The sequence below is a fragment of the Celeribacter indicus genome (assembly GCF_000819565.1).
Taxonomy (GTDB): Bacteria; Pseudomonadota; Alphaproteobacteria; order Rhodobacterales; family Rhodobacteraceae; genus Celeribacter; species Celeribacter indicus.
Genome location: NZ_CP004395.1, coordinates 98,193 through 124,494, shown reverse-complemented (window position 1 = coordinate 124,494; position 26,302 = coordinate 98,193). Strand labels below are relative to the sequence as shown.

The following is a 26,302-nucleotide window of genomic DNA, read 5'->3' as shown; positions in this document are numbered from 1 at the left end:
ATTGATGGATGATGATCGCGAAGACTTCGTTGCCGCTGGTGCTGAGGAGGCGCGCAGGGCGGCCGTTCTGCGTCCGCTTGTTCAGGCATATCTCAAAGGAACTGGCAGTCTGGAAAGTGGCATCAATGACGCCGTTTGGGAGCTTGGTGTCAGCAGGGCGACTGTCTGGCGCTGGATAAAGCGTCTGGCCGAAGAGGGTGGGCGCACCAGCGCGCTGGCTTCTCGGAAACGGGGCCGCCCGACTGGTACAACCTTGATATCCGGCAAGGTGGAAGCGGTGATCGAAGAACATCTTCGCCGTTATTTCTTACGGCGGGAACGCCCAAGCCTGTCGCGCATCGTGACAGAAATCCGAAGCGCGTGCTGGCAGCAGGGCTTGCAACCGCCGACACGTCGGACGGTTCAGCGCAGGCTGGATGCAATGGATGCCCGTGAAATTGCCAAGGCACGCGAAGGCGCAAAGGCGGCCCGCCAGAAATTTGCGCCGGTCGTAGGCGACAACAAGGCAAACCGGCCACTGGAGGTCGTGCAAATCGACCATACGCCTGCGGACATCATTCTCGTCGACAGTTTTGAACGCAAACCAATTGGGCGGCCTTGGGTCACGCTGGCGATCGACGTCGCAACGCGGATGGTGACCGGATATTACACCTCTCTCGAGGCACCTTCGCGTCTGTCGGTGGCGCTTTGCCTGACACAGGCTGTGGCCCCCAAGGCGGAACTTCTGGCGGAATTGGTGCGCAATGTTCCTTGGCCCGCGCAGGGTAAACCGCATAGCATCCACGTCGATAACGGGCGCGATTTCCGGTCGCATGCCTTTCGGTCGGCATGTGCGGAATGGGGGATCGATCTGGTCTATCGGCCGCCAGGCAGTCCTCATTTCGGAGGGCACATCGAACGATTGATCGGCACGATGATGGGGGCCGTGCACCTGTTGCCTGGAACAACGCAATCCTCGGTCGTGGCCAAGGGCGACTATGACGCCGAGGGCATGGCCACGATGACCTTAAGCGACTTCGATCGCTGGTTTGCTCTGGAAATCTGCCGCTACAACAACAGCATTCATTCAAGTCTTGGCTGCACGCCCGTTGCCAAATGGGAGGCGCTCTCAGAGCAAATGATGGGCGATATCCCCTTCGAGATTGAAGCCTTTCGGGTGAGCTTTCTGCCAAGTGAACTGCGCAAGGTCAGGCGTGACGGCATCCATCTGTTCCAGATACGGTACTGGTCCGATGCGCTTGCAGGCCACATCGGGCGCGGGGATGGAAAGGTGGTCGTCCGCTACGACCCTCGCGACCTCTCGGTGATCTGGGTCGAACTGGATAATGACCGATACGTCGAAGCTCGGTACCGAAACCTGGAAATTCCGCCTGTGTCGCTCTGGGAATATCGCGAAGCCATGAGGAATGCCCGTGCCCTTGGCAAGTCCGGGTCCAATGAGCTGGTCCTGGCTGAGCTGATCCGACAGCAACGCCAAATCGAGTCTGAAAGCCGGAGCCTGACGAGGGCCGAACGCCGATCCCGTGAAAGAAAAGGGACATTGGAGGGCGCCAACTCGGCCGTCTCGACAACCGAAGGGCTGCGCGCGATCGATACGGGTGATACATCGCGCCCATTGTTCAAGGTGGAGAGATGGTGAATTGAGGGCAGGAAAAACAGAGGAAGACGGTCGGATCACCCTCATTCAATCGGATATCTGGATTGGCTTTCCGCGGGCCGAACAAGTTCTGGACCGTTTGCAGTGTATGATCGAAGCGCCAAGGCAAACCCGTATGCCTGGCCTTCTTGTGCATGGCGCGTCCGGGATCGGAAAGACGATGATCGCCCGCAATCTTTCGCGCAGATATGCACCGGAATATGACCCAGCATCGGGAATTACGCGAACGCCGCTGTTACTGTTACAAGCACCACCAGCTCCCGACGAACGACGGTTCTATCTGCACATCCTGGCGACCGTCGGGGCACCGGCCACGGCACTGAGCGCGCGCGCTCAAAATGTGGCCTCCCTCGAAGTCCGTGTCGTCGCGCTCTTGCGCGACCTTGGCCTGCGGATGATCATGATCGACGAAGTCCACAACCTCTTGGCCGGGACCCACCGCGAACAGCGCCGCTTTCTCAATGTTCTGCGGTATCTCAGCAATGAACTCGAAGTGTCGCTGGTCTGCCTGGGGGTCAGCGAGGCCGTCGATGCCATCCGTGGTGATATCCAGCTTGCCAGGCGGCTGGACGAACATCACCTTCCAAACTGGCGCGACGACGCCGAGTTCTCGGACATGATCCAGACACTCATCGCGGCAATGCCCCTCGAGAAGAAATCCAATCTGAAGGTCAAGTCACTAAAGCAGATACTTGCGCTGACCGGCGGGGTGACCTCGCGCATCTTCGCCCTGATCAAGGATCTTTCCATCGACGCCATTGTCACAGGTGATGAATGCATCACCGATGACGCAATCGCAAAATGGACGCCGGTTTGGTCGCGCCATGCGAACCCCCATCGGCGGCTCGAGAAGTCCGGGGTGTGAAGCCGCACCCGCTGCCCAAGACTGTCGCGCCGCTGCCCGACGAGTTGTTGTCAGGTTGGTTGTCTAGGCTGGCGGCGGCCAACTACTGTGATGATGCGGAACTACTGGCTCATCTCAGAATCGATACCGCGCATGGCACCGCCTTGAACTTCAACGTCGACGCGGCTGCGGCGGCGAAGATTGCCAACGCCGCACGGATTGACCCAGATGTTGTGCGATCTTTGACCTTCCCAGCAATGACGACACGAGAAGCCTCGCTGACGGCCCAGATACCATTCCAGCATTGCCTGCAATGTTCCAGAGAGGGCCTTTCGCTCAAGCATTGGAGGCGAGCCTGGGCATTCGACTGCCAGGTTTGTGGGACGAGACTTGTGCCGACGCTCGGCAAGGCCAGTGGCGAACAGATGCCCGAAAAGCTGATAAATCGTGCGCGCAACGGCGCCGCGCGGCTTGAATACGCCGCGCGATTACGCAGCTCCAAGCAATTTCGGCGCGCAATGCGCGCGGTCACCTTTGCCATATCATTAAAGGCCTTCCGCGGAGATCCGTTATACGCTCTTCAGGGCCACAGGCTGGAAGTAAGGCTGTTTGGCCTTGCTGCAATTGATGCAGCCCAATCCCGTCCACTGGTCAAAGCGGCCATCTCAAGCTCCGGCATCGACGACTATGCAAGGGTTGCTCTATTGCGCGCCTTCGATAAGGAGCCACGTCTGCTTGCCGCGGTTGTTTACATCGCCCGGCAGCGCGCGAAAAGCATAGGCGCGATGGCAGTGGAATCTCATAATTAAGGGCAAAAAATATCCCCGAACGCGTCGTGTCTCAGATTTAAGGGCAACGCGACAGCGATATTGCCCGTCGAGTATCACGCGGAGAGGTCGTTTTTGTCGATGTAACCGCCGATTGGTGTTTGACCTGCAAAGCCAACAAGGCGCTCGTTCTTGAACGCGACCCGGTTCTTTCGGCATTGAACAGCTCTGGTGTCACGCCGATGCTGGCCGACTGGACCCGCCCAGATGACGCGATCACCCGTTTTTTGGAGACCAACAACCGTTACGGCATTCCATTCAACGCGGTTTATGGGCCGTCTGCTCCCGAAGGAATTATCCTATCTGAAATATTGTCGACTCAGGATGTTCTTGCTGCTCTGCACGCGGCGCGTCCGGGGGCCGCTCAAGCAACGCTCATCGAGGACGATGTGAAGGTTTCCAGATTTGGAAACACTTTGGAGCAAAGTGCCGACTGAGTAATTTCGCCTAAGCTGCGCATCAAGGACGCCGAGTCAGGCAGCATTTAACGCCCTGATTTAGATCAACCACACCATCTGGATAGCGTGTTATAATCACCTAGGAAGGACTCAAATCATGCGATCAAGGCCACATATCGATGTCAGAAGAGTGTCGCGTATTCGCGTCAGCTTCGTCCTGATATTGATCGGAGCCTTGTTTTTCGGTCTCATTGCCGATGGTTTGCATGCGCATGAGGGCGAGCCTGCCGGGTTAGAGACGCAGATTGTTCAGGTCACCGACGCAAATTCCTCCGTCCACGTTATTCTGGACGCGGATTGCGGAATTCATCCCGGTTGCGCCGCTGCTCTGATCCCTAACGGGCTTGTCAGCGCAGTAGTTTCGAACCGTAGCACGCGAATGGTAATGTCGTGGCGGCAATCGGCGTCTTTCGCCGATGACGAATTCATACACGTCCCCATTCTCTTCTGAGCATTCCAGTCAGCGAGGTAGCGAAGCGCCTCCCTTTCGGCTTTTACGCCAATCGTGACGCTTAGGTTTTTCGACAGGCTCGTAGTCTGGATGTCCGGATTCTACCTGACCGCGCTCCTCACTTCATTCGCTCCTATCAACCGTGGATCCGCCGGTTTTCTGCCCTCGCCACGGCCACCGCATGATCTCGACCAGATAAAGGTTCCAAAAATGAACATGTCGTCCCGCATCGCCTATACGCTCGCCACTTTGTTCGTGTCAGCACCAGCTTTGGCCGCTCCGCCTACGGTCTTCATTCCAGAGGGCAGCGCCAATTCAGTCCTGATGGTTCAGGCGGAGACTGGAAAAGTCCTGCGTCGGATCAATGATGTCGAGGCGGTCCACGGTCTCGCAGGCGCACCCGGCGTGCCGTATCTGGTCGCCGGCAGCTATTCGGAGATCCCGCGCGAGGATGTCGCGTCGCTAGAAAAGCCCTCCACCGTGTCTGCAGACGATCACGCCGCGCACCACGCACCAAAGGCCGCGCCAATGGGGCCACCGGATGCCGGGATCAGTCTTCTCTCGATTCTGGACGCAAAAAGTGGCGATATCCTCCGCCGGATAGAGGTGCCGGGTGCCGTACATCATACGGCAGTTTCCCCTGATGGACGCTTTGCCGTTGCGACCCATCCGGCAGGTGACGGAATATCGGTGATTGACTTGGCGACTTTCGGCATGACGGCATTTGTCCCGACTGGATCGATGCCGAACTATGCAGCGTTCGGAACTGATCCAAATCTCGTCTACGTCTCCAACACCGGTAACGGAACGATCAGCGAAGTAGATCTGTCGCGGGGTATCGTTCGTCGCAACTTCATTGCAGGTGACACCCCGGAACATATGGCGGTTTCGCCCGAAACTGATCGACTCTTTGTCGCAGACGCGGACGCAGGTCAGGTTCTGGAACTGTCTTTGAGTACCGGTGAAAAGCTGCGGACCTTCGAAATTGGCGGCGAGATTCATGGACTGGGGCTGTCAAATGATGGGGCAACTTTGTTCGTCGCGGGTAGGGGAGAGGACAAACTCGCCTCAGTTGCACTCGCTACCGGGGAAGTGCGCACAGCCACGCTTGCACCAGAACCCTACCACCTGACGGTAATTCCAGGCTCCGACATCCTTTATGTCTCAAGCCGTGCAGAGCCCGTGGTTTGGCTCATCGATACCAGCTCACTGCAAACGCGTGAAACAGTTTCTGTCGAAGGAGAAGGACATCAGATGGTGGCGCTTCCCTGAAGGGCTGCCGATGGGAATGAAAGGCACAGGATCATGGCACAGGACACTCGCCCAACACTTCGTTTTCTGGGAGCCGCCGGAACAGTAACCGGATCGCGCTATCTGATTGAAACCGGGGATCGCCGCATTCTAGTTGATTGTGGCTTGTTTCAAGGCTTCAAATCGCTGCGGGACCGCAACCGCAAGGCGTTTCCGGTACGCCCCACCACCATTGACACCGTACTTCTGACGCACGCGCATCTCGATCATTCAGGCTATCTGCCTGCGCTGATCCGCGGCGGGTATCGAGGGAAGGTGATGTGTACCGAAGCGACGGAGGAACTCTGCGGCCTGATCCTGCCGGACAGCGGCCATATCCAGGAAGAGGAGGCACGTTTTGCCAAAAGGCACCGATACTCCAAGCACAAGAACCCCAAGCCGCTCTACACGTTGAAAGATGCTCAGGCGGCGCTTGAGCATTTGCACAGAGTTCCCTTCAACAGCACAGTCGATGTTGGTGACGGAATATCCGCAGAGTTCATCCCGGCGGGCCATTTGCTCGGTGCGGCGCAGATCCGTATCAGACTGCCAGGAAGGACAATCCACTTCAGTGGCGACCTCGGCCGACAGAACGACGCACTGATGCGACCACCACAACCGTTCTCAGGTGCGGACGTGTTGGTTTGTGAATCCACCTATGGCAATCGCCATCACGCAGCCATCGACGCGGAGGAAGAGCTTCTGCCAATCCTGAAACGTGTTTTCGGGCGGGGCGGTACGGTTCTCATCCCCTCATTCGCGGTTGGGCGCGCGCAGGGGCTTATGTATCACATTGCACGCCTGCAAAACCGCGGCGAGATCCCATATGTGCCGGTTTATCTCAACTCGCCAATGGCGATCGACGCGACCGAAATCTACCACGGCCATCACGAAGAACATCACGTTGCCTGGGAGGATTGCCTTGCGATGTTCCAGATCGCCAAGCGGGTCACTTCGGTCGAGGAGTCGAAGAAGCTGAACACGCAGCATGGCCCGATGATCATCATTTCGGCGAGCGGCATGTTGACCGGCGGGCGGATCCTGCATCACCTCGCCAGCTTCGGCGGCGACCCGCGCAACGCAATCCTGCTGTCGGGCTTTCAGGCTGGCGGTACCCGCGGGGCGGCACTGGCCGCTGGCGCGGACAGTCTGCGCATGTTCGGTCGAGATTTCCCGATCAGGGCAGAGGTGATCCAGCTCGAAGCCTTTTCCGGACATGCCGATGCCGAAGAGTTGCTGGCCTGGATGCGCGCGTCGGATCGCGCGCCGCGCATGACCTATGTGACTCACGGCGAACCTTCTGCCTCGGACCGGCTGCGCTGGCGGATCGAACATGAACTCGGCTGGCCTGCCCGCGCCCCCGAACACCTCGAAACGATCCGGCTGGACAATCCAAAATGACAGAAATCGACAATACGCTCGCCCTGTCCCGCGCGGGGATCGACACTTACCGGCAACCCGTTGTCTTCATGCGCGAAGACTGCCACGTCTGCCGCGCCGAAGGCTTCGCAGCCCTGACCCGGATCGAGGTCACGCTCGGCGACAGGTCGGTGATTGCCACGCTGAACGTGTTGACCAATGGCGACTGGCTGCCCGACGACACTGCCGCCTTGTCGGAAGAAGCCTGGGCCGCCCTGAAGCCCCAACCGGGGGACCGGGCAAGTTTTACGCACCCGGAGCCACCGGACTCCGTCTCAGCGATCCGCGCCAAGGTCTATGGAGAAACCCTTGAGCAGCAAAGGTTCGACGCAATCATTCGTGACGTCCTCGATCATCGTCTCTCCGATCTCGATCTGGCAGCCTTCATCACCGCCTGCGCGGGCGACCGGCTTTCGATTGCGGAAACCATCGCACTGACCCGATCCATGCAGGCGGCGGGCGAAACGCTGGATTGGGGCGGCGCCGAGATCTACGACAAGCATTGCGTCGGGGGGCTTCCAGGAAACCGCACCACGCCGATCATCGTTTCGATCATCGCGGCGGCGGGGCTGATGATCCCCAAGACCTCTTCTCGCGCGATCACTTCCCCCGCAGGCACGGCCGACACGATGGAGGTCATGGCTCCCGTCTCGCTCGACATCCCCGCGTTGAGACGCGTCGTCGAGGCTGAGGGCGGGTGCATCGTTTGGGGGGGCAACCTCGCTCTCAGCCCTGCGGACGATGTTCTGATCCGGATTGAACGGCCACTCGATTTCGACAGCGACGGACAGCTGGTGGCGAGCGTCTTGTCGAAGAAGGCTGCGGTCGGTGCGAAGCGCGTGCTGATCGATGTGCCCGTCGGACCAACGGCCAAGGTCCGCTCGGCGGAAACCGCCGCTGCGCTGGCAGAGCGGCTCCGCGCCGTTGGCAAGGCCATCGGCCTGACGCTCTCGATCCATCAAAGCGACGGGACTGCACCTGTCGGACGCGGAATTGGACCCGCACTTGAAGCCCAAGATGTCCTTGCCGTGCTACGCCGCAACGAGAACTTCCCTGTCGACCTGCGCGACCGTGCACTCGACATCGCTGGAGCGCTGCTGGACCTTGTCCCCGAGACGGGCGGCGCGGGCGGGCGAAAGGTGGCCGCACAGCTGCTCGACAGCGGCGCTGCCGAGGCGAAGTTCATTGCGATTTGCGATGCACAAGGCGGTTTCACTGAGCCCGGTGAGGCGCGTTATCATGCGGTGATCACCTCCCGCACGGCGGGGCGCCTCATTGCGATTGACAATCGCCGCATCGCGCGCACAGCGAAACTCGCCGGCGCACCGCGGCAGCAGCTCGCAGGGCTGCGCCTTCTGGTCCAGATCGGTGACCATATCGAATTTGGCAAGCCGCTGTTCGAGATCCACGCCGAAACGCTGGGAGAACTGGAATACGCCCGCTCCTATGCCGAGGCGCAATTGGGACTTTGCACAATTGAGGAGGCAAACTGATGACCATTATCGCCCCCTTTCCCGGCATGGAGCCATTGGCGCGCAGAATGGCGGCGACATCCGGTGCCGAAATCCAGCCGGTGGACTTGCACCATTTTCCCGATGGTGAAACCCTCGTGAAGCTCGGCGGCGATCCTGCAGGACGCGAAATCGCCTTCCTCGCCACGTTGCGCGATCCTGATCGGCTGGCGTTGCCTCTGCGTTTCGCAGCTCTGACGGCGCGCGAACTTGGGGCCGCGCGTGTGGGGCTGGTCGCGCCCTATCTTGGCTACATGCGCCAGGACAAGCGGTTTCATCCACGCGAAGCTGTGAGCGCCCCGATCTTCGCGGGATTTCTTGATGAATGTTTCGACTGGGTGATGACCGCTGACCCCCATCTGCATCGCAACCCGAGCCTTTCAGCGCTGTTCCGCATTCCCGCATATCGTGTCGCCACAGCCCCTCTGCTGGCCGACTGGATTGCGGCGAACGTTCCAGAGGCCGTGCTCCTTGGGCCTGACAGCGAAAGCCAGCAATGGGTGGCTGAAGTCGCCAGGCTCGCCGGACGCCCCTACGAAGTGCTGACAAAACATCGCTCCGGGGATCGGCAGGTCGAGATCAGCCTGCCGGGCAGCGCCGTTTTCCGACAGGGGACACCCGTGATCCTCGATGATATCGCCTCGTCCGGACACACGCTGATCCGAACGCTCGAACAACTCGAGCAGGCCGGTGCCCGACCTGCGACTTGCGTAATTATCCACGCGGTTTTCGCACACGGCGCAGAGGAAGCAATCCGCCATGCCGGTGCCGCGCGGATCGTCAGTACCGATACGATTCCACACTCAACGAACGCAGTCTGCGTCGGCGAGCTGTTAGCGACAGAAATGAAAGTTGCTCAATGCGCCACTTGACCTTCCAGTTACTGGAAGAATTAGGTTTGAGGCAATGAGCTAGAAATACGGGAAAGGATCCCCGAATGAACAACCATCACGAACATGCCAACGGATCTGACGATCAAGTTCCTTCTGGCTACGCGGGCACGGTCTTCACTTGCCCGATGCACCCCGAGGTACGCCGCGCCGAACCGGGAGATTGCCCGAAATGCCAGATGCATCTGGTGCCGGAGGGCGAGCCCTCGCAACACCACGCCCATCATCAGCACACGGGCGACGCGGTGGAGCCAAACCACTTGGACTCGGTTCCCAACGACTACACTGGCCCGGTTTATACCTGTCCGATGCACCCTCAGGTGCGCCAGACGCATCCCGGGTCTTGTCCGATCTGCGGTATGGGGCTGGAACTGGAATCGGCCGCCATGGAAGCGGAAGGCCCGAACCCGGAGCTTGTGGACTTCAGCCGTCGTTTCTGGGTGGGGGCCATTTTGACCGTACCGCTCCTTGTGCTGACCATGGGCCCCTATCTTGGCCTGAGCGGGGTGCGCGAGATATTCGGTGAACGCGTCACCCTCTGGGTCGAACTCGCGCTCGGGACACCCGTTGTCTTTTGGTCCGGCTGGCCTTTCCTTGTTCGTGGCTGGAACTCGTTCCGGACAAGGAACCTCAATATGTTCAGTCTCATTGCCATGGGTGTAAGCGCCGCATGGCTGTTCAGCATCATCGCCGTCCTGGCACCGGGCATATTCCCCGATGGGTTCCGGGATGCCGAAGGGCATGTCGGCGTCTATTTCGAGGCGGCGGCTGTGATCGTCACGCTGGTCCTTGTGGGACAGGTGATGGAGCTGCGCGCTCGCGAAGGCACTGGCAAGGCGATCCGTGCTCTTCTGGATATGGCCGCCAAGACGGCACGTATTATCCGCGACGACGGAAGCGAGGAAGAGGTTCCATTGGAACAGGTCCAGGTCGGCGACCGACTACGTGTGCGACCCGGTGACAAGGTGCCGGTCGATGGTATGGTCGTCGAAGGCAGGTCCTCAGTTGACGAAAGCATGATCACGGGCGAGCCGGTACCGGTAGAAAAGGTCGGAGGAGACCCTGTAACGGGCGCCACGATCAACGGAACCGGCAGCCTGATCATGGAGGCGACGCGCGTCGGCGCCGACACGATGCTGAGCCAAATCGTCGAGATGGTGGCCAATGCGCAGCGGTCTCGCGCGCCGATCCAGAAATACGCCGACAAGGTCTCCGGATATTTCGTGCCTGCAGTTATTGGCATCGCCGTGCTGGCCTTCATTGGCTGGGCCATTTGGGGCCCGGTCCCGGCCCTTTCCTATGCTCTTATTGCGGCCGTTGCCGTTCTCATCATCGCTTGTCCCTGTGCCCTCGGCCTTGCGACACCGATGTCTATCATGACGGCGACGGGGCGCGGCGCGCAGGCGGGTGTCCTGATCAGGAATGCAGAGGCACTGGAACGGTTCGAGAAGGTCGATACCCTGATCGTCGACAAGACCGGCACGCTGACGGAAGGCAAGCCGAAACTTGTCGGCGTCTACCCTGAACCGGGTCACGATGAGGTAGAAGTGCTTCGGCTTGCCGCATCGCTGGAACGCGGCTCCGAGCATCCTCTCGCGGAAGCCATCGTACGCGGTGCTGAAGAGCGTGGCGTCGACCTGGCAAAAGCCGACGCCTTCGAGGCGGTCACCGGCAAGGGCGTCAAAGGCACGGTGGACGGGCGGGTAGTGGCGCTCGGCAACGTGAAACTCCTGACTGACCTCGGACTTGATGCAGCAGAGCTTCGGGACAAGGCGGATGCCCGTCGGGATAATGGCGAAACGGTTATGTTTGTCGTCGTCGAGAATGACGTTGCCGGTCTTGTCAGCGTCGCAGACCCGGTAAAGGCGACCACACCGGCCGCCCTGAAGGAACTGCACGCACTTGGGTTCCGTATTATCATGGCGACGGGAGACAATGAGCGTACCGCTAGGGCCGTCGCGTCCAGTCTAGGCATCGACGAGATCCGCGCCGATGTGATGCCGGAAGACAAAGCGAAGATCATCAAGGAACTTCAGGCCAAGGGGCACAAGGTTGCCATGGCCGGCGACGGTGTCAACGATGCACCTGCCCTGGCTCAGGCCGATGTCGGGATTGCCATGGGCACCGGCGCCGATGTGGCCATTGAGAGCGCAGGGTTCACGCTCGTCAAAGGGAACCTCGACGGTATCGTGCGTGCGCGCAAACTCGCCCGCGCGACCATGCGGAACATACGCCAGAACCTGTTCTTTGCTCTGATCTACAACACTGCGGGCGTGCCCGTCGCTGCGGGGATCTTGTTCCCATTCCTCGGGATCTTGATCAGTCCGATGTTTGCGGCCTTTGCCATGAGCGCTTCCTCAATCTCGGTCGTCCTAAACTCCCTTCGGCTACGGCGCGCGCAGATTTGAGGGGAAACAAGAACGATCGCGAGGTCCATCAGACCGTTCAATAAACAGTATTGGGTACAATCCATCGCCGGAGAAGGGGCAACAGCGTTCAGACAATCACCTGCAAACCAAGGAGACCAAAATGACCTACATTTCCAGACAGATGATCTTAGCCATTGCTGTGGTGTGGGGGCTGCCAGTCGGCGCCCAAGACAGCGGGCATATGACAGATAATGGGGCGATGAGTCAGATGATGAGCTCCGGACTGTTCCTGCCAAACATGGATGCAGCCAAGGGGCGTGCGCTGTTCGCCTCGAAAGGCTGTGTCGTTTGTCATTCTATCAACGGGGTCGGAGGCGAGGATGCCCCCGCCCTTGATGCAGCGTATATGGACCTGCCAATGAACCCGTTTGAATTTGCCGCCCGAATGTGGCGCGGCGCGCCGGCGATGGTCGCTGCCCAAGAGGATGAGCTCGGCGGGCAAATTGAATTCACAGGTCAGGAGCTTGCCGATATCATCGCGTTCGTTCACGATTCCGAAGAACAGAAGGCATTCTCTGCCGGCGACATCCCCGAAAAGATTGAAGAAATGATGCACCAAATGGGTGAGGAGGATCACGACTGAAGCGTCAGGGGATATCGCAGTAGAATAAGGCAATGCGTCGAAAGTTTCATTTGCGCCCTAAGATGCCGATCCTATGGCGGACCGCTTCTGCGCCAGCCAAAGTAATCCAAATCCCGCGGCTAACATCGGCAAGGAAAGGACTTGCCCCATCGTAAGCCCCCAGTCACCAAACTGCACAACATACCCAATCGGATTGTTCACGTCTGCGAATTGAGCGTCGGGCTGGCGAAACAACTCTACAAAACTTCTCGCAAAACCATATCCGGCCAGGAAGAGCCCGCAAATTGCCCCTGGTGTCCTAAGCCATCCGCGCCGCCACGCAAGGAATAGGAGAGCGAAGCCAAGCAACAGGCCTTCCAAAAGGGCTTCGTACAGTTGCGAAGGATGCCGTGCGCAAATGTCGGTTATTCCCGGGCATGATTGCGCTGCGTCACCGGGAAATATGACGGCCCAGGGCATGTCCGATGGGCGGCCCCATAGTTCATTGTTTATGAAATTTGCGATCCGGCCCAAGAACAAGCCCGGAGGCGTTGCCAGAGCGAGAAGGTCAGCCATGCTCAGGAGCGGCATACGCTGACGGATGCCATAAACAAGCGCGGCAATGGTTACTCCAGCAAACCCACCATGAAATGACATTCCCCCTTGCCAGACCTTCAGAATTTCTAACGGATTGGCAAGATAGAACCCGCGCTGATAGAACATCACGAACCCTAACCGCCCGCCAACGATCACCCCGATGATAATCCAGGTCAAAAGATCCTCAATTTGGCGCGGTGTTAGCGGGGCGCCCGATGCAGGCCACAGAGCGGCGCGTTTGACCGTGGCAACACAAATTCTCCAGCCGACGAGAAGGCCGATGATATAGGCCAACGCATACCAGCGGAGAGTCAACGTAAACGTGCCGATCTCAACCGAAAATATATCCGGCCCGATATTTGGGAACGGAAGTGCGGACAAAGGCATGGACATTCTTTCTAGTCATTCGGGTGAGGTCGGATCGTGCACATACGCCGTTCGTGCTCTCTCATGGTTTGTTCATCGCGAGTGAAGCTTCCGCGGGCTATTGGCCCGACTGGAGTTCTTCCAAGGACTGCAAAATGACACTTTGGCGCGGGTCTTCGGAGGAAACGGGCACCAATAGCTCTTTGGCTCGACTGTACGCGTTCAAGGCGAGGTCAGTTTCGCCGAGCACCCTGTAGGCCCTGCCAAGACGCATCCATCCATCGATATCGTCTGGTTCAGCCTCAAGGCGTGTTGCCAAACGTTCCACCATGGATCGGATAAATGCATCTCGATCGACATCATCCATCTGGCTGGCCGCTTCGACATCTGCAGCAGTGGGGCCGGGCGAATTGCCTGACATTACTGGAGCATAATCCGACAAACTGATAGGCGCTCGGCCTAGTGCCGCACCTATCCGGTTTGCTTCCGCGACAAATGTTTCCATCCAGGGTGCGAACCCATCCACTTCGTCCAATCGCGTGAGAAGACGATTGTAGGCCTGCTCATTCGCACCCGCTTGCGCAAGCCCGACAGCATCGTAAAAAGTTCCAGCAGGATTGGTCGGATCGAGCTCAAGTGCTCTTGCAATGGCCCGCTTCGCTTGGGGTGTCACGATCCCCTGTTCGGAAACGATGAGAGCTTCCGCATAGATCGAAAACACAGCAGAATCGGCATTCATGGATTGTGTTGCACGCTCGTAGGCCGATGCGGCATCCGAAGCGCGGCCCAATTTCATGAAGGTCTGTCCAAGGAGCATCCAGCCCTCCAAGGCTCCGCCTTCTGAATCCGCCTGCAACCGCTGCAATAGCTTCTGCGCCAACGCTTCGATTTCACGATTTTGCGCGACCTCTGCCTGGCGATCCTCGAAAGCGATGCTGGATAGGTTTGGCGCTCCAGCAAAACTGTAATACCCCGCCGCGAACAGCGGCACAAAGACCGCAGCAGCCATGAGTATGACCCTGCCGCCGCCGCTGGATTCCCCGGTGTTTTTTACTCTCCCCACGGAGAGAACCCGCCGCTTGATTTCCTGTCGCGCCGCATGCGCCTCTGCGACTGAAAGCAGGCCGCGTTCAGCATCCCGATCGACTTCAGACAACTGGTCCTTCAAAACTGCGAGAGTCCTGTCTTCGGCCGGACCTTGCACCAAGGCAGGCTTCCACGCCGAAGCCGCAACAATCCCTGAGGCAGTCAAGGCGAGGACTGCCATTGCAATCCATATCATCGGTGGTCCCCTTCGCTGGATGAAGTGAAAATGCGTGCGACCTCGGCCTCCTCGTCATCGCTCAGGTCTGCGATTTTTTTTCTTTTTCGAGAGCCCATCAGGATGCCGCCACCGATCCCCAGAGCCAAGAGCCCAAGGAGTGGGGGGGTAAACCAGAGAGCGTAGGTCTCGGGTTTAAACGGAGGCTTCAGTAGAACGTAGTCGCCGTATCTCGCTTGGATGAAAGCAATTGCATCTTCGTTCGTGTCACCCGCAACCAACCGTTCCCGGACCAAAAGTCGTAGGTCGCGCGCAACGCCGGCGTTCGAGCTGTCAATATCCTGATTTTGGCAAACTACGCAGCGAAGCTGCCTGGAAACCTCCCGTGCCCGAGCCTCGAGGATTGGATCGGAGAGGATTTCGTCGGGCTCAACAGCCTGCGCAGACATTGGCATGATGAGTGCCAACACAAGGAAGAAACTACGCATGTCAGCTCCTCTCCTCTAACACACCCGCTTGTCGGAGAGCTTGGCGAAAGGCTGATACAGCCTCTTCACCGACGATCGGGCCGACGTATCGGTAGAGCACCGTTCCATCGCCTCCGACAATGAATGTCTCGGGCACACCCGAAATCCCCCACTCGATCCCGGCACGACCTGACAGATCCGAGCCAATACGTTCGTACGGGTTCCCGAGATTTCGAAGCCAATTGACCGCGTCTGCGGGTTGATCCTTGTAGTTGATCCCGAACAAACGCACGCCATCGCGCTCAACCAAAGCGCTCAGAACCGCGTGTTCGGCACGACAGGGAACGCACCAGGAAGCGAAGACATTGACGACGACTGGCGTTGGGTTTCCGAGCAGGTTTTCCCGAGACAGTCCCTGTACATCAAGACCCGGCACCGGCCCGAGATTGAACGAGGGAGCTGGCTGAGAAATGAGAACCGAAGGAATCTCGCTTGGGTCACGATTGGGATTCAGGCCCCACAAGAAAAATCCGCCGACAATCACTGCCAGTACCAAGGGAATAATCGCTACAGCTCGTTTCATTGCTCACTCCGCTGCGACCGGTTTCGTGGATCGTGCCTTGGAGCTTTGGGGTGCCCCGACACGGAAGCGGCGATCGGACAAGGACAGACTGCCGCCTATGACAAGCATGGCCGCACCCAACCAAAGCAAGCCGACGAATGGCTCATAGAGAATACGCAGAGTCCAGGCACCGCTCTCTTCGGCTTTGTCCAGAGAGGGTTCCGTGATCGAAGCGTATAGGTCTCCCGCCAGGGTTGACCGTATCGCCGATTCTGTTGTCGTACTTTGTGCGACCGGATAGCTGCGCCGCTCAGGTTTGAGAGCCGTCACGAAAGAGCCGCCCCTTTCGACGCGCAGGGTTCCCTGATCCGCAATATAGTTCGGGCCACGAACGCGCTGCACACCTTCAAATGTGACATCAAATCCCGCAATGTTGACACTCGTGCCGGGCTCTACAAATGCGATCTCTTCAGATTTCCAAACCGAAGAGCCAATCATGCCGATCATCAAGACCGCAACTCCCGCATGAGCGAGCGTCATTCCATGCGCCGCGCGGGGCAAATTGCGGGCACGCCGGATGCTTTCCTGGAGCGGAACCTCGAACAAACGAACCCGCAGCGCCCATTCACGTAAGGAAGCAAAAAACAACCAAAGCGCGATGAGGATCGAAAGATATGCCAACACGGGCCCGCCTTTGGCGAAATACCAAATTGCGAGCGTTGCCAGCACCGCCAGCACCACCACGAAGCGGACACGTTGAAGCACTCCGACCAGATCGGCTCGTTTCCAGGACAAAAACGGCCCGAGACCCATGACAAAAACCAAGGGGAGCATCATTGGTACGAACGCGCCATTGAAGAACGGCGGACCGACGGAAATCTTGTCACCAGAAACGGCTTCGAGAAACAGCGGATAAAGCGTACCGAACAGAACCGTGCCAGTCGCTGTAGCCAGGATCAGGTTGTTTAGCAACAACCCTGCCTCTCGACTAATCGGCTTAAACAACCCGCCACCTTCCATCATTGGCGCCCGCCACGCATAGAGTGCAAGTGAGCCACCAATTGAAATCGCAAGCAGGCCAAGAATGTATAGGCCTCGCTCCGGATCCACGGCAAAAGCATGCACAGAGGTCAGCAAGCCAGACCGAACCACAAATGTGCCGAGGAGTGACAGCGAAAACGTCAAGATCGCGAGCAGGATTGTCCAGCTTTTGAACGCGTCACGCTTTTCAGTGACAATCGCCGAATGGAGAAGTGCTGTCCCGAGAAGCCAGGGCATAAAACTGACATTTTCAACCGGGTCCCAGAACCACCATCCACCCCAACCCAGTTCGTAATATGCCCACCACGATCCGAGAGCTATCCCCGCAGTCAGGCTGATCCACGCGGCCAGTGTCCAGGGTCGAACCCATCTTGCCCAGGCTGTGTCGATCCGTCCCTCGATCAAGGCTGCGGCTGCAAACGAAAAGACGATCGAGAAGCCGACATATCCAAAATACAGCAGCGGCGGGTGCATCGCGAGGCCGATATCCTGGAGCAGAGGATTGAGGTCAGCGCCATCAAGCGGCGGAGGAAAGACGCGCTCGAACGGATTGGATGTAAAGAGAAGGAAGGACAGAAACCCGACGCTGATCCATGCCTGCATTGCCAAAGTTCGCGCTCGAAGTGTTTCCGGTAGGTTTGAGCCGAAAGCAGCAACCGCAGCACCGAAGATGGTCAGAATGAAGACCCAGAGCAGCAACGATCCTTCATGACTTCCCCAAGTCGCCGCGACTTTGAAGATCATTGGTTTCAGCGAATGCGAATTGTTCGCGACGTTCAAAACAGTGAAATCAGAGACAACAAAAGCGCGCATCAAGGCGGCAAAGGCAAGTCCGACGAAGACGACCTGCCCAAAAGCAGTTGACCGGGCTGAACGCATCCAGAGAAGATTGCCCCGGGCCGCGCCGAAAAGAGGAATAGTCGATTGGACGATGGCCAACGCCAATGCGAGGGCCAGCACAAAATGGCCGAGTTCCGGGGTCATAGGAGCCTCATGATCTTTGGCAGTGGGATCGACTGGTGATCAGTTTCTCAGTCGTCTAAAGCGGCCTTGCGCTTGCGATACTCGTCTTCATCAATCTCACCGCGCGCGAAGCGATCCCTGAGAATGTCCTGAGCACTAGACCCGGAAACACGGTCCTTTTCGCTGAACCAGCGAACGGCGAAGAATATCAGCGCAATAATCACGCCCCAGAACACGATCATCATCAGCCCTCCCAGCATTCCAAATCCACCGCCCCACATGTGGCCGTAATAATCTCCGCCTGGGTCCGCCATGGCGGCCGTCGCGAACAGCGTGAATGCTGCGGTTGTGTTGGTAAGTCTAAGCATGTCGGTTTCCTTTTCTGTCATTTCATGTTTCAGCAACTGGCAATCGAATTGTCGCGATAAGCCCGCCGTCCGGGTGGTTCGCCAGACTGATCTCCCCACCCTGCGCGCGAAGAATGGACCTTGCGATCGACAGGCCCAGCCCATGCCCGCCGGTTTCCAGAGATCGGCTTTCTTCAAGCCTGAAGAATGGGTCAAATACGCGTTCCAATTCTGCGGTTGGAATCCCCGGCCCTCTGTCAGTGACGGAAATTTCTATTTCCCCATCGGCTGATATCCAGCCCAGCGTTGCGGACCCGCCGTAGCGCACCGCGTTCTCGATCACGTTTCGCAATGCCCGTCGAATGGCATTGGGGCGCAATCGAACCGTGACTTCGGGGCCGTCAGAGAGCACAAACGGTACGACCATATCCCCCCGCAGAGCTTCTAGGAACGATTGCAGGTCAACATCCTGCATTGGTTCGTTCCCTGAGAGACCTTTCGCGAAGGTAAGGGTTGCTTCCACCATCGACTGCATTTCTTCGACGGTTGCGACGAGACTCTCTCGGGTTTCGTCTTCCTCTACCATTTCTGAATGTACTCTCATTGCGGTAAGCGGAGATCGAAGATCATGTCCAAGGGCCGCCAGAACCCTCGTTCGGTCGGCAACGAACCGTGTCAGCCTGTCCTGCATGCGGTTGAAACCAGCGGTCAGCTCCCGAACCTCCTGGGGTCCCCGTTCTGGCAACGCGTCTATGTCTTCTCCACGCCCCAATCGTTCCGACGCCCCGGCCAATCGCCGCAGAGGGCCCAGCAGTCCGGTCATGACAAACCAGCTCACTGCGACCAACAGGGCCATTGCCGTCAGACCAAATGTCAGCATGGAATAAAGCGGCCACTGGATCGGCGGACGCTCAAAGCGCGTACTTACGTTCAACCACTGGCCACCGGCGATCGAAATTGAAAGGTTCATCTCGATAGCGGACAGTTCACCTCGCATCATGGCCAAGTGCATCTCGGTCATTTCGTGCGACAGGTTCGGTAGCGGCAGGATCGCGCCTTGGATCTGGTGAAGCTCTACACGAATGTCGCGACTGTAGCTGTCGTTCAGGAGTGCGCGGACGCGGGTTTCAACCAACCCGCCATCCGAATGGTCGCTATGTTGCACAAGCGGCTTCGTCCCGAGGTCAAAGCGAACAAGGGGCGAGTTCGCCGCGCGGATAATTGATGGGCGCAGGTCAGCGGGTGCCTCTTCAATCAAGCGCGCAACATTTGCCGCTCGTCCAGCTGCCTCAAACCCAAGAGCAGCCCGTATGGCGAGGCTTCGTTCATCGGCGAAGAGCCACAGGCTGACAAACTGTGCGATCCCCAACGCGATAATGATGAGAAGAACGAGTTGGATCCGGAGAGATCGTAGGAGCCGCCAGATCATTCGGACACCTCGACGTCGACCGACAGGCAGTAGCCGCCGCTTCTGATCGTCTTGATAATACGTGGACGGAGAATGTCGGGCTCGAGCTTTCGCCGAAGGCGCGAAATCTGGTTGTCAATTTTCCTGTCCAACGGACCAGCGGAAATGCCCTGAGAAAGATCTAGCAACTGATCGCGGCTCAACACCATCCGAGGGCGCTCCAGAAGGACCGTCAGCAGTTTGAATTCTGCGACCGTAAGAGCGGTCTCTTGTCCCGCGTCGTCGAGAAGCACCTGCCGGTCTACATCCAAGGTAAGGTGTGCAAAGCGGACTTTGCGGCCGCTCAGAGATCCGGTGAAGGCTTCTTTGTGCTCGCTTCTTCGCAGGACGGCTTTGATCCTCGCAAGGAGTTCGCGTGGATTAAACGGCTTGGGAAGATAATCGTCCGCACCGATCTCCAAACCGACAATACGGTCCGCATCTTCACCGAGCGCGGTCAACATGATGATCGGCAGTCGCCCTTCGCTTGACAGACGTTGGCAAACGGAAAGGCCATCCTCGCCAGGCATCATGATATCCAGGACCAGTAGGTCGAAGCTTCCGACAGCCAGCTTCGCGTCCATCTCCGCCGCATCCTTGGCAGCGGTTGCTCGCATGCCATTCTTTTCCAGATAGCGGGTTACACTTTTCCGGATCTGTTCATGGTCATCCACGACGAGAATATGTGGCGCGTGTTGCATGGGGCCCTTCTAAAGCATTGGAAATCAGACGGTCAGGTTCCTTTTTGTCGCCAATTGTATCAGCCCCTGTCCATTGCGACAGACGGATACAAATCCACGGGTGTACGTCCTTACATTCAAATGTTTGATGCCAAGTTGTATGAGGTCAAAAGAAGGAAAGGCTTCAAAATGTCCTACTCAACAAAAATTTCTACCGGTCTTCTGGTTGCCGTTCTCACAGCAGGTGCTGCGCTCGCCGATGACAGCCATCACCAAGCTGCGGGCGCTGAAAGCGTCTCTCCCAATGTACTTGCTCAACCGATGGCAGGGACGGGCGGGCCCGGAATGCTGATGGGTGGCGGCATGATGGATCCCAGTCAGATGGCCGAGCATCTTCAGATGATGCACGGCATGATGCGCATGATGATGCAAATGCATTCGGGCATGATGAGCGGAAACGGCAGCATCATGGGACCAAGCACAACCGGTCAAGGTATGTTCCCGATGATGGGGGGCAACATGATGTCAATGTTCGATATGGATGGAAACGGCGCAGTGTCTCCCGAAGAGGCGCATGAGGGCCTTCAGTCGATGCTGTCGGACTATGACGCCGACGGTAACGGCACGCTCTCGATTGACGAATTCGCGTCGCTTCACGCCAAGGCGATGCGCGAGACCATGGTCGATCGTTTCCAGATGCTCGATGCTGATGGCGACGGCCAGATTTCTCAAGGCGAAATAGTCGCCCCTGCCGACAACATGGCACAGGGTATGACAGCAAATCCCGGAATGATGACGGACCAAGACAACTGAACCCCGTCGTTCAGAATTTCCCCATTCAGGCAAGCCCGTCAACGGTTCGGCGCTTTGGGTTTGCCTGAACAAGATCGAGAGGGCTCAAAATGAGTTATACCTACAACAGACATCTGCCCAATACGGCGATTGATGATGCGGAGATGCGCCTGCGCGAAGCCCTGAAAGAAAAGGGATTTGGTGTACTGACCGAAATCGACGTCCAGGCAACAATGAAGAAAAAGATTGACCGCGACATGGATGGATACCGCATTCTGGGTGCGTGCAACCCTCATATGGCATGGGAGGCCATTGGGCTGGAGCCCCGTATAGGATCGATGCTGCCTTGCAACGTGATCTTGCGGACGGTCGAAAACGGCACTGAAATCAGCGCTGTTGATCCTGTGGCTTCGATGGCCGCTGTCGAGAATGAGAAGCTGCACGAAGTCGCCGCGCAGGTGCGCGATATGCTGCGATCTGCGGTTGACAACGCATAAACTAAACTGAGGAGGCAGACCATGCTGAGCCGCCGTCAAACTTTTGGCCTGTTCGCATCGAGCACCTTGCTTGCCTATTCGCCAGCTTGGGCTGACAACCATGACGTATGGGCGCTCGATACTCTCCATGATGCGCTGAAAAGCGATTTGGCAAGGCTTGTGGACATCCGCAGACCCGAGGAATGGCAAGATACCGGCGTCGCGGAGGGGGCGTGGCCAATCGACATGACCCATCCGCGGTTCGGGGAGCGCCTCTTCGCCGCCCGCGATCTTGCTGCGGGACGCCCGGTCGCCCTGATTTGTCGGACCGGCCATCGCTCAGGTCTCGTAATGAGCAAGTTGCGTGAAGCGAAAGCTGCCGGCTTTGTTGACGCCGTAGGCGGGATGCTTGGCGCCCCGGGGAGATCCGGCTGGATCGAGCAAGGTCTGCCGACAGTAACAAGAGAAGCCGCACTGGCCGCCCTCCCAAGTGAGCTAGCGTGAGACACAAGCTATACCATGACCAATCGTAGAGCCTTCATCGCCGGCTTGGCTGGCCTGCCGTTTGCCACAGGTCCGCTGGCGGCCATCGCACAGGAGAGTGTCAGGGCGTTGGCTATGCCACCATTGCTCGACGCAACCCGCGATCGGCATTTCCGTCTGACTGCCCAAAAGGGCAAGACCGATTTTACAGGACTGGGCGGCGGCGAAACCTGGGGGTTCAACCAATCCTTTTTGGGGCCTACACTACGTCTTCCCGCAGGAGCTTCGACGCAAGCACAGATCGACAATACGCTGTCAGAGAAAATCTCGGTGCACTGGCACGGTATGCTGATACCCGGCGAAGTTGACGGCGGCCCACACCAGACGATTGAACCGGGCACGACTTGGTCTCCCGAACTGGATCTGACACAACCACCCGCTACTCTTTGGTACCACTCGCACGTTCATGGCGACACCGGACGACAAGTTCAAAGGGGATTGGCCGGTGTGATCCACGTTGATGACGGTCGGGACGATGCTCGGGGTCTCCCGATCTCATACGGCGTCGATGATTTGACATTGGTTCTGCAAGACCGCCGGTTCGACCGGCAGGGCCGCATCGATTATGGCCTGTCTATGCCAGATCAGATGATGGGTTTCATGGGAAATGTCATTCTTGTTAACGGTCAGCTAGGCACCCAGGCTGTCGTCCCTCGCGGTATTGTCCGTTTGCGCTTGCTCAACGGCTCGAACGCGAGGATTTATCCCCTATCGTTTTCTGACCGTCGCGAGATGCACCTCATCGCGACGGACAGTGGCTATCTTAATCAACCTGTCGCAATTGAGTCCCTCGTGATCGCTCCCGGCGAACGATACGAAGTCCTCGTCGATTTTTCGGGAGGAGAGGCTGGCACGCTGGTATCCTCTGCAAATCCCAATCAGATGATGGGTGGGATGATGGGCGGCGCGAGCACTGCTGGGGGGAGCTTCGTAGTTCTACCCTTTGGTGTGGATGTGAGACTTCCTGCCCGCATTCTGGAAATACCCGCCGACTTGGGCGGCGTCCTGCCTGACAGTGAGGCCCGATCAGTCAATACACGTCAGATCACACTCGATATGCCAATGGGGATGGGCATGATGATGCGTAGGTCGAATGATCGGTTTGCGATCAATGGGCAGTCCTTCGACATGGGGAGGATAGACTTGTCTCTTTCGAAGGGGGCGACCGAGATTTGGCAAGTCTCCTCAAACATGATGATGCACCCGTTTCATGTTCATGGCGTGAGGTTTCAGGTGCTCGCCGAAAACGGAAAGAAACCAAGCATACAAAATTCTGGCTGGAAGGATACCGTGCTCGTAAATGGCCGTGTCGATATCCTGGTCAGCTTTGAGCAGACGGCAGATCGCGCCAATCCCTTCATGTATCACTGTCACATCCTTGAACACGAAGATGGAGGAATGATGGCGCAGTTCACGGTCACATGATCGTGCAAGCATGGGGATATGGTCGCCTGATTGGTTGTTTGGCGATAGCAACTGTTCTGTCTCTTGCAGTTTTCGGCCTTTTTTCGGGCACGGTTTCTCTGAGCAATCTTGGGGTCGCCTTTTCACAGGCTGAAGTGCAGCGCCATATTGAAAATGCCGGAGCCGTTGGCCCCCTCGCGGTTATTGCACTCATGGCCCTCGCGATTGTCGCAAGCCCCATACCGAGCGCACCAATCGCACTAGCCGCCGGGGCTGCATTTGGCCACTATCTCGGAGCCGCCTACGTAGCCATAGGCTCGGAGCTCGGTGCTACAATCGCATTTGTCATCGCGCGAAAACTCGGTCGAAGCACAGTTCGGCGTTTTTTGGGTAAATATTCAGAGTTCGGGCTGTTGGGGTCGCAAAAGGCTCTGATGTTATCAGTGTTTGCGTCCCGCCTGCTTCCATTCGTTTCTTTCGATGCAATCAGCTATGTTGCGGGCTTGAGCCAACTTCATCTATGGCGCTTCATGCTGGCAACTTTTGCCGGGATTTTGCCGGCGAGTTTTGTTCTTGCCCATTTTGGAGCTGTGGCCATGTCAGGGGATTGGGGAACGGCTGAATGGATCACGATAGGACTTGGGGTTGTGACAGCACTGCCTTTTGTCTTTTTGACCCTCAAAAATAGAAAGCAGATCGACGATGAATAGCGACTATAAAGCGGGCAGCATTTCTCTTTGGGATGCCGTCGCCATGGGGACTGGTGTCATGATTGGCGCCGGAATTCTGGCACTCACAGGCCAAATTGCGGAACTGGCCGGCCCTACCTTTCCACTTGTGTTCATCGTTGGAGCCATCGTTACAGCCTTCAGCGCTTACACTTACATAAGAATGTCCAATGCCTACCCGTCAGCTGGCGGAATTGGAATGATCCTGCAAAAGGCCTATGGACCAACCGCCGTAGCCGCTGCAGCGGCTTTGCTTATGGCTCTGTCAATGGTCATTAACGAAAGCCTAGTCGCACGGACCTTCGCAAACTATTTGCTCCGTGGACTGGGCATTGCACCAGATGGCTTACTGGTTCCGGCAATAGGCGTTGCTCTCATTATCGCAGCCTATGTCGTCAACATCTCGGGCAACCGCTCTGTAGGCTGGATTTCCCAATTGCTCGCCGTACTGAAAGTTGGCGGTATCACTCTGTTTGGGATCTCTGCGCTTTGGGCCGGCGGGTTTACTTTTGGCACAACAGGAGATGGAACAGCTTCACAGGGTCTCAGTGGATTTGTTGGTGCCACAGCGTTGGCAATTCTGGCATTCAAAGGGTTCACGACAATCACCAACAGCGGCGCCGAGATAGTGGACCCACACCGCAACATCGGACGCGCGATCATCATTTCATTGGCGGTCTGCGTAGTGGTGTATCTCTTGGTAGCATTTGCGGTGGGAAGCAGCTTGCCGCTTGGCAAGATCGTCGAAGCAAAAGACTATGCGCTCGCGGAAGCGGCAGCACCGTCCCTTGGGGAAACGGGCTTCTATCTGACCGTCGCGCTCGCTTTGATCGCAACTGCATCAGGCGTGATTGCCAGCATCTTTGCGGTATCTCGTATGTTGGCAATGCTGACAGAGATGAAATTGATCCCGCACAGTCATTTTGGGATGTCAGGCGGAGTCCGCGACCATACACTGATCTACACAGTAGTGATTGCGAGCCTGCTGACCATTCTCTTCGACGTTAGCCGAATAGCTTCTATGGGGGCCTTCTTTTACCTTGTAATGGATATGGTTATTCACTGGGGAGTGTACCGAAACCTTAGGGCCGAGCTTTCTGCGCATGGATGGATCATGTTGACTGCAATCGGTCTCGACGCGATCGTGCTTGTCGTATTCGCTTCACTAAAGTGGCAGAGCGATCCAATGATTGTAGTGGTCGCATTCGCGATCATGGCTTGTGTATTGATCTTTGAGCATTGGTTTCTTCAGCGCACAAAAACCGAGCCACATCAACATGATCACAATGGGAATTGAGTGCTCGCGTGATGACCAGGTATCGAAGCAGTAATTCTTAGCGCTTCCAACATTCAAATTGGTCGGGTTTGAGCGATTTTGAGATCCACTTTGCCGATGTGTAGGACTACTTCCGTTGCCTCAATGCCGGGCGCCAACGCGCGTTTCACGAGGTCAGTGAAGACTATGGAAGACTGGTCGAGCCATTGAAATGAGGAAACGCAAGAGCTTAACCGCCGTCGAGACCCTCGTAGTAGACGAGCGCGGGCATGTTGCGGCGCTGGTGCACGATGCGCAGGATGACTGCCGCCCCATCCGCGGCATCTAGCCGCTTGTAGAAGATCACGTGACGTTGGCAGTTGACGGACCGCATCCCCGGAACGAAGAGACTCCTGTCCCGACCCCGGTCGGGATCCCCGGTGATCTGCTCGAAGGCGTTAACCAACTGGCGGTAATAGACGAGCCATTGATCCCTACCCCAAGTTTCGACGGTGTAGGCACGGATCTCTTCAAGGTCGGCCCTGGCCCGACCGGAAAGCCGAATAGTCATGTGGGTCAGCGATCAAACGCATCCGGTTCGAAGGCATGAGCATCGAACTCGGCGAAATCCCCATTTTCGGCCAGGGAGGCTGCTTCCTCTAGGTCGGCCTTGAGGGAATAGAACTGCCGGGCGCCATCCTTCTCCATCAGCATCCTTACGCCGGCGCGCACGACTTCGCTCAGATTGGCGTAGGCGCCGGACTCGATCTGCGCCTGCACATATTTCTGCATCGGTTCGGTCAGGTGGACGTTTGGCATCAGACTCTCCTATCCATGCTCAATCGTATCAGATACTGACATAGATATTCAAGCTCATGCTCGATCCCAACTTGGGCCCCAAATCGGCTCGCTGGCTGCTCCCGCCCTTCTGATCCCGGATTCCATGCGGAGAGCCGGGCCCGGCAGTTTCCCGATACAGCCCTTCCCGAGGCCACGAGCGCTGCGCCACGCGGTTTGGAGGGCTCATTCGATCTG

The 26,302-nt window shown here is 57.6% G+C and carries 25 protein-coding genes and 1 pseudogene; 16 read left to right on the top strand and 10 right to left on the bottom strand.

Going from position 1 to position 26,302, the window contains the following annotated elements; translation table 11 throughout:
* Positions 1-4: 4 nt before the first annotated feature.
* The 10 genes and pseudogenes from P73_RS23400 to P73_RS23360 all read left to right on the top strand — a co-directional run bounded on the left by P73_RS23400 (position 5) and on the right by P73_RS23360 (position 12,359).
* Positions 5-1,639: a Mu transposase C-terminal domain-containing protein gene (locus P73_RS23400; RefSeq protein WP_024099411.1), complete on the top strand. Its 1,635-nt coding sequence runs from the start codon at positions 5-7 to the stop codon at positions 1,637-1,639.
* The gene (locus P73_RS23395) at positions 1,599-2,522 is read left to right on the top strand and encodes a TniB family NTP-binding protein (RefSeq protein ID WP_235872058.1); all 924 of its coding nucleotides are present in this window, start codon (positions 1,599-1,601) and stop codon (positions 2,520-2,522) included. The genes P73_RS23400 and P73_RS23395 overlap by 41 nt, the downstream gene beginning before the upstream one ends.
* Positions 2,519-3,310, top strand: coding sequence for a TniQ family protein (locus P73_RS23390; protein WP_008335465.1), 792 nt, complete (start codon positions 2,519-2,521; stop codon positions 3,308-3,310). The genes P73_RS23395 and P73_RS23390 overlap by 4 nt, the downstream gene beginning before the upstream one ends.
* Positions 3,311-3,363: 53 nt before the next feature.
* Positions 3,364-3,765, top strand: a pseudogene (locus P73_RS25315) (thioredoxin family protein); the annotation flags it as partial.
* Between the two features lie 562 nt (positions 3,766-4,327).
* Entirely contained in the window at positions 4,328-5,509 is a 1,182-nt protein-coding gene (locus P73_RS25310; protein WP_229861855.1) for a YncE family protein, read from the top strand.
* 33 nt (positions 5,510-5,542) lie between these two features.
* Entirely contained in the window at positions 5,543-6,928 is a 1,386-nt protein-coding gene (locus tag P73_RS23380) for an MBL fold metallo-hydrolase RNA specificity domain-containing protein (RefSeq protein ID WP_009573627.1), read from the top strand.
* The gene (locus P73_RS23375; protein ID WP_009573626.1) at positions 6,925-8,439 is read left to right on the top strand and encodes a thymidine phosphorylase family protein; all 1,515 of its coding nucleotides are present in this window, start codon (positions 6,925-6,927) and stop codon (positions 8,437-8,439) included. Before P73_RS23380 ends, P73_RS23375 begins: the two co-directional genes overlap by 4 nt.
* On the top strand, positions 8,439-9,329 hold the full coding sequence (locus tag P73_RS23370; RefSeq protein ID WP_009573625.1) for a ribose-phosphate diphosphokinase: 891 nt from the start codon (positions 8,439-8,441) through the stop codon (positions 9,327-9,329). Before P73_RS23375 ends, P73_RS23370 begins: the two co-directional genes overlap by 1 nt.
* 65 nt (positions 9,330-9,394) lie before the next feature.
* Positions 9,395-11,755, top strand: a complete 2,361-nt coding sequence (locus P73_RS23365) for a copper-transporting P-type ATPase (RefSeq protein ID WP_009573624.1) — start codon at positions 9,395-9,397, stop codon at positions 11,753-11,755.
* A 121-nt stretch (positions 11,756-11,876) separates the two neighbouring features.
* A complete protein-coding gene (locus tag P73_RS23360; RefSeq protein ID WP_028095400.1) occupies positions 11,877-12,359 on the top strand; it encodes a c-type cytochrome in 483 nt (160 codons plus the stop codon).
* Between the two features lie 57 nt (positions 12,360-12,416).
* Here P73_RS23360 and lgt read toward each other — a convergent pair whose 3' ends face one another.
* The 8 genes from lgt to P73_RS23325 form a co-directional block, all read right to left on the bottom strand.
* On the bottom strand, positions 12,417-13,322 hold the full coding sequence (gene lgt / locus P73_RS23355; protein ID WP_028095401.1) for a prolipoprotein diacylglyceryl transferase: 906 nt from the start codon (positions 13,320-13,322) through the stop codon (positions 12,417-12,419).
* 97 nt (positions 13,323-13,419) lie between these two features.
* Positions 13,420-14,568 (bottom strand): c-type cytochrome biogenesis protein CcmI, encoded by a 1,149-nt coding sequence (ccmI, locus tag P73_RS23350; RefSeq protein ID WP_235953233.1) that lies wholly within the window; start codon positions 14,566-14,568, stop codon positions 13,420-13,422.
* Between the two features lie 11 nt (positions 14,569-14,579).
* Positions 14,580-15,050 carry a cytochrome c-type biogenesis protein gene (locus tag P73_RS23345; RefSeq protein WP_028095417.1) on the bottom strand — a complete coding sequence of 157 codons (471 nt, stop codon included), beginning with the start codon at positions 15,048-15,050 and terminating at the stop codon, positions 14,580-14,582.
* Position 15,051: 1 nt separating this feature from the next.
* Positions 15,052-15,612 (bottom strand): DsbE family thiol:disulfide interchange protein, encoded by a 561-nt coding sequence (locus P73_RS25305; protein ID WP_038068298.1) that lies wholly within the window; start codon positions 15,610-15,612, stop codon positions 15,052-15,054.
* Positions 15,613-15,615: 3 nt separating this feature from the next.
* Positions 15,616-17,616, bottom strand: a complete 2,001-nt coding sequence (locus P73_RS23340; protein ID WP_028095416.1) for a heme lyase CcmF/NrfE family subunit — start codon at positions 17,614-17,616, stop codon at positions 15,616-15,618.
* Positions 17,617-17,663: 47 nt separating this feature from the next.
* Complete coding sequence (locus tag P73_RS23335) at positions 17,664-17,963, bottom strand: SHOCT domain-containing protein (protein WP_198431755.1); 300 nt, start codon at positions 17,961-17,963, stop codon at positions 17,664-17,666.
* A gap of 22 nt (positions 17,964-17,985) precedes the next feature.
* Entirely contained in the window at positions 17,986-19,371 is a 1,386-nt protein-coding gene (locus tag P73_RS23330; protein WP_028095414.1) for an ATP-binding protein, read from the bottom strand.
* Complete coding sequence (locus P73_RS23325; RefSeq protein WP_009573615.1) at positions 19,368-20,090, bottom strand: response regulator; 723 nt, start codon at positions 20,088-20,090, stop codon at positions 19,368-19,370. Before P73_RS23325 ends, P73_RS23330 begins: the two co-directional genes overlap by 4 nt.
* Between P73_RS23325 and P73_RS26590 the strand changes: the two genes are divergently transcribed.
* The 6 genes from P73_RS26590 (at position 20,052) to P73_RS23300 (ending at position 25,309) form a co-directional block, all read left to right on the top strand.
* Positions 20,052-20,882, top strand: a complete 831-nt coding sequence (locus P73_RS26590) for an EF-hand domain-containing protein (RefSeq protein WP_229861857.1) — start codon at positions 20,052-20,054, stop codon at positions 20,880-20,882. The genes P73_RS23325 and P73_RS26590 overlap by 39 nt on opposite strands.
* 89 nt (positions 20,883-20,971) lie before the next feature.
* Positions 20,972-21,358 (top strand): DUF302 domain-containing protein, encoded by a 387-nt coding sequence (locus tag P73_RS23315; RefSeq protein ID WP_009573613.1) that lies wholly within the window; start codon positions 20,972-20,974, stop codon positions 21,356-21,358.
* Between the two features lie 21 nt (positions 21,359-21,379).
* Positions 21,380-21,841: a rhodanese-like domain-containing protein gene (locus P73_RS23310; RefSeq protein WP_035367136.1), complete on the top strand. Its 462-nt coding sequence runs from the start codon at positions 21,380-21,382 to the stop codon at positions 21,839-21,841.
* Between the two features lie 15 nt (positions 21,842-21,856).
* Positions 21,857-23,305, top strand: a complete 1,449-nt coding sequence (locus P73_RS23305; RefSeq protein WP_028095412.1) for a multicopper oxidase family protein — start codon at positions 21,857-21,859, stop codon at positions 23,303-23,305.
* Complete coding sequence (locus P73_RS25300) at positions 23,302-23,994, top strand: TVP38/TMEM64 family protein (protein WP_028095411.1); 693 nt, start codon at positions 23,302-23,304, stop codon at positions 23,992-23,994. Before P73_RS23305 ends, P73_RS25300 begins: the two co-directional genes overlap by 4 nt.
* Positions 23,987-25,309, top strand: a complete 1,323-nt coding sequence (locus tag P73_RS23300; protein WP_028095410.1) for an APC family permease — start codon at positions 23,987-23,989, stop codon at positions 25,307-25,309. Before P73_RS25300 ends, P73_RS23300 begins: the two co-directional genes overlap by 8 nt.
* Before the next feature lie 208 nt (positions 25,310-25,517).
* On the opposite strand, the gene P73_RS23295 is transcribed toward P73_RS23300, so the two are convergent.
* Both P73_RS23295 and P73_RS23290 read right to left on the bottom strand, forming a co-directional pair.
* Entirely contained in the window at positions 25,518-25,838 is a 321-nt protein-coding gene (locus P73_RS23295; protein ID WP_028095409.1) for a type II toxin-antitoxin system RelE/ParE family toxin, read from the bottom strand.
* 5 nt (positions 25,839-25,843) lie between these two features.
* The gene (locus P73_RS23290; RefSeq protein ID WP_028095408.1) at positions 25,844-26,086 is read right to left on the bottom strand and encodes a type II toxin-antitoxin system ParD family antitoxin; all 243 of its coding nucleotides are present in this window, start codon (positions 26,084-26,086) and stop codon (positions 25,844-25,846) included.
* Between the last annotated feature and the right edge of the window lie 216 nt (positions 26,087-26,302).

What these genes read in the sequence shown, in the direction of transcription:
- P73_RS23345 (WP_028095417.1), bottom strand. Translation starts at nt 15,050, where the DNA reads ATGCGTAGTTTCTTCCTTGTGTTGGCACTCATCATGCCAATGTCTGCG.
- P73_RS25305 (WP_038068298.1), bottom strand. Translation starts at nt 15,612, where the DNA reads ATGAAACGAGCTGTAGCGATTATTCCCTTGGTACTGGCAGTGATTGTC.
- P73_RS23365 (WP_009573624.1), top strand. Translation starts at nt 9,395, where the DNA reads ATGAACAACCATCACGAACATGCCAACGGATCTGACGATCAAGTTCCT.
- P73_RS23370 (WP_009573625.1), top strand. Translation starts at nt 8,439, where the DNA reads ATGACCATTATCGCCCCCTTTCCCGGCATGGAGCCATTGGCGCGCAGA.
- P73_RS23300 (WP_028095410.1), top strand. Translation starts at nt 23,987, where the DNA reads ATGAATAGCGACTATAAAGCGGGCAGCATTTCTCTTTGGGATGCCGTC.
- P73_RS23335 (WP_198431755.1), bottom strand. Translation starts at nt 17,963, where the DNA reads ATGCTTAGACTTACCAACACAACCGCAGCATTCACGCTGTTCGCGACG.
- P73_RS25310 (WP_229861855.1), top strand. Translation starts at nt 4,328, where the DNA reads ATGTCCGGATTCTACCTGACCGCGCTCCTCACTTCATTCGCTCCTATC.
- P73_RS23330 (WP_028095414.1), bottom strand. Translation starts at nt 19,371, where the DNA reads ATGATCTGGCGGCTCCTACGATCTCTCCGGATCCAACTCGTTCTTCTC.
- P73_RS23305 (WP_028095412.1), top strand. Translation starts at nt 21,857, where the DNA reads ATGACCAATCGTAGAGCCTTCATCGCCGGCTTGGCTGGCCTGCCGTTT.
- ccmI (WP_235953233.1), bottom strand. Translation starts at nt 14,568, where the DNA reads ATGGCAGTCCTCGCCTTGACTGCCTCAGGGATTGTTGCGGCTTCGGCG.
- lgt (WP_028095401.1), bottom strand. Translation starts at nt 13,322, where the DNA reads ATGCCTTTGTCCGCACTTCCGTTCCCAAATATCGGGCCGGATATATTT.
- P73_RS23375 (WP_009573626.1), top strand. Translation starts at nt 6,925, where the DNA reads ATGACAGAAATCGACAATACGCTCGCCCTGTCCCGCGCGGGGATCGAC.
- P73_RS23325 (WP_009573615.1), bottom strand. Translation starts at nt 20,090, where the DNA reads ATGCAACACGCGCCACATATTCTCGTCGTGGATGACCATGAACAGATC.
- P73_RS25300 (WP_028095411.1), top strand. Translation starts at nt 23,302, where the DNA reads ATGATCGTGCAAGCATGGGGATATGGTCGCCTGATTGGTTGTTTGGCG.
- P73_RS23315 (WP_009573613.1), top strand. Translation starts at nt 20,972, where the DNA reads ATGAGTTATACCTACAACAGACATCTGCCCAATACGGCGATTGATGAT.
- P73_RS23310 (WP_035367136.1), top strand. Translation starts at nt 21,380, where the DNA reads ATGCTGAGCCGCCGTCAAACTTTTGGCCTGTTCGCATCGAGCACCTTG.
- P73_RS26590 (WP_229861857.1), top strand. Translation starts at nt 20,052, where the DNA reads ATGGTCATCCACGACGAGAATATGTGGCGCGTGTTGCATGGGGCCCTT.
- P73_RS23380 (WP_009573627.1), top strand. Translation starts at nt 5,543, where the DNA reads ATGGCACAGGACACTCGCCCAACACTTCGTTTTCTGGGAGCCGCCGGA.
- P73_RS23360 (WP_028095400.1), top strand. Translation starts at nt 11,877, where the DNA reads ATGACCTACATTTCCAGACAGATGATCTTAGCCATTGCTGTGGTGTGG.
- P73_RS23290 (WP_028095408.1), bottom strand. Translation starts at nt 26,086, where the DNA reads ATGCCAAACGTCCACCTGACCGAACCGATGCAGAAATATGTGCAGGCG.
- P73_RS23295 (WP_028095409.1), bottom strand. Translation starts at nt 25,838, where the DNA reads ATGACTATTCGGCTTTCCGGTCGGGCCAGGGCCGACCTTGAAGAGATC.
- P73_RS23400 (WP_024099411.1), top strand. Translation starts at nt 5, where the DNA reads ATGGATGATGATCGCGAAGACTTCGTTGCCGCTGGTGCTGAGGAGGCG.
- P73_RS23340 (WP_028095416.1), bottom strand. Translation starts at nt 17,616, where the DNA reads ATGACCCCGGAACTCGGCCATTTTGTGCTGGCCCTCGCATTGGCGTTG.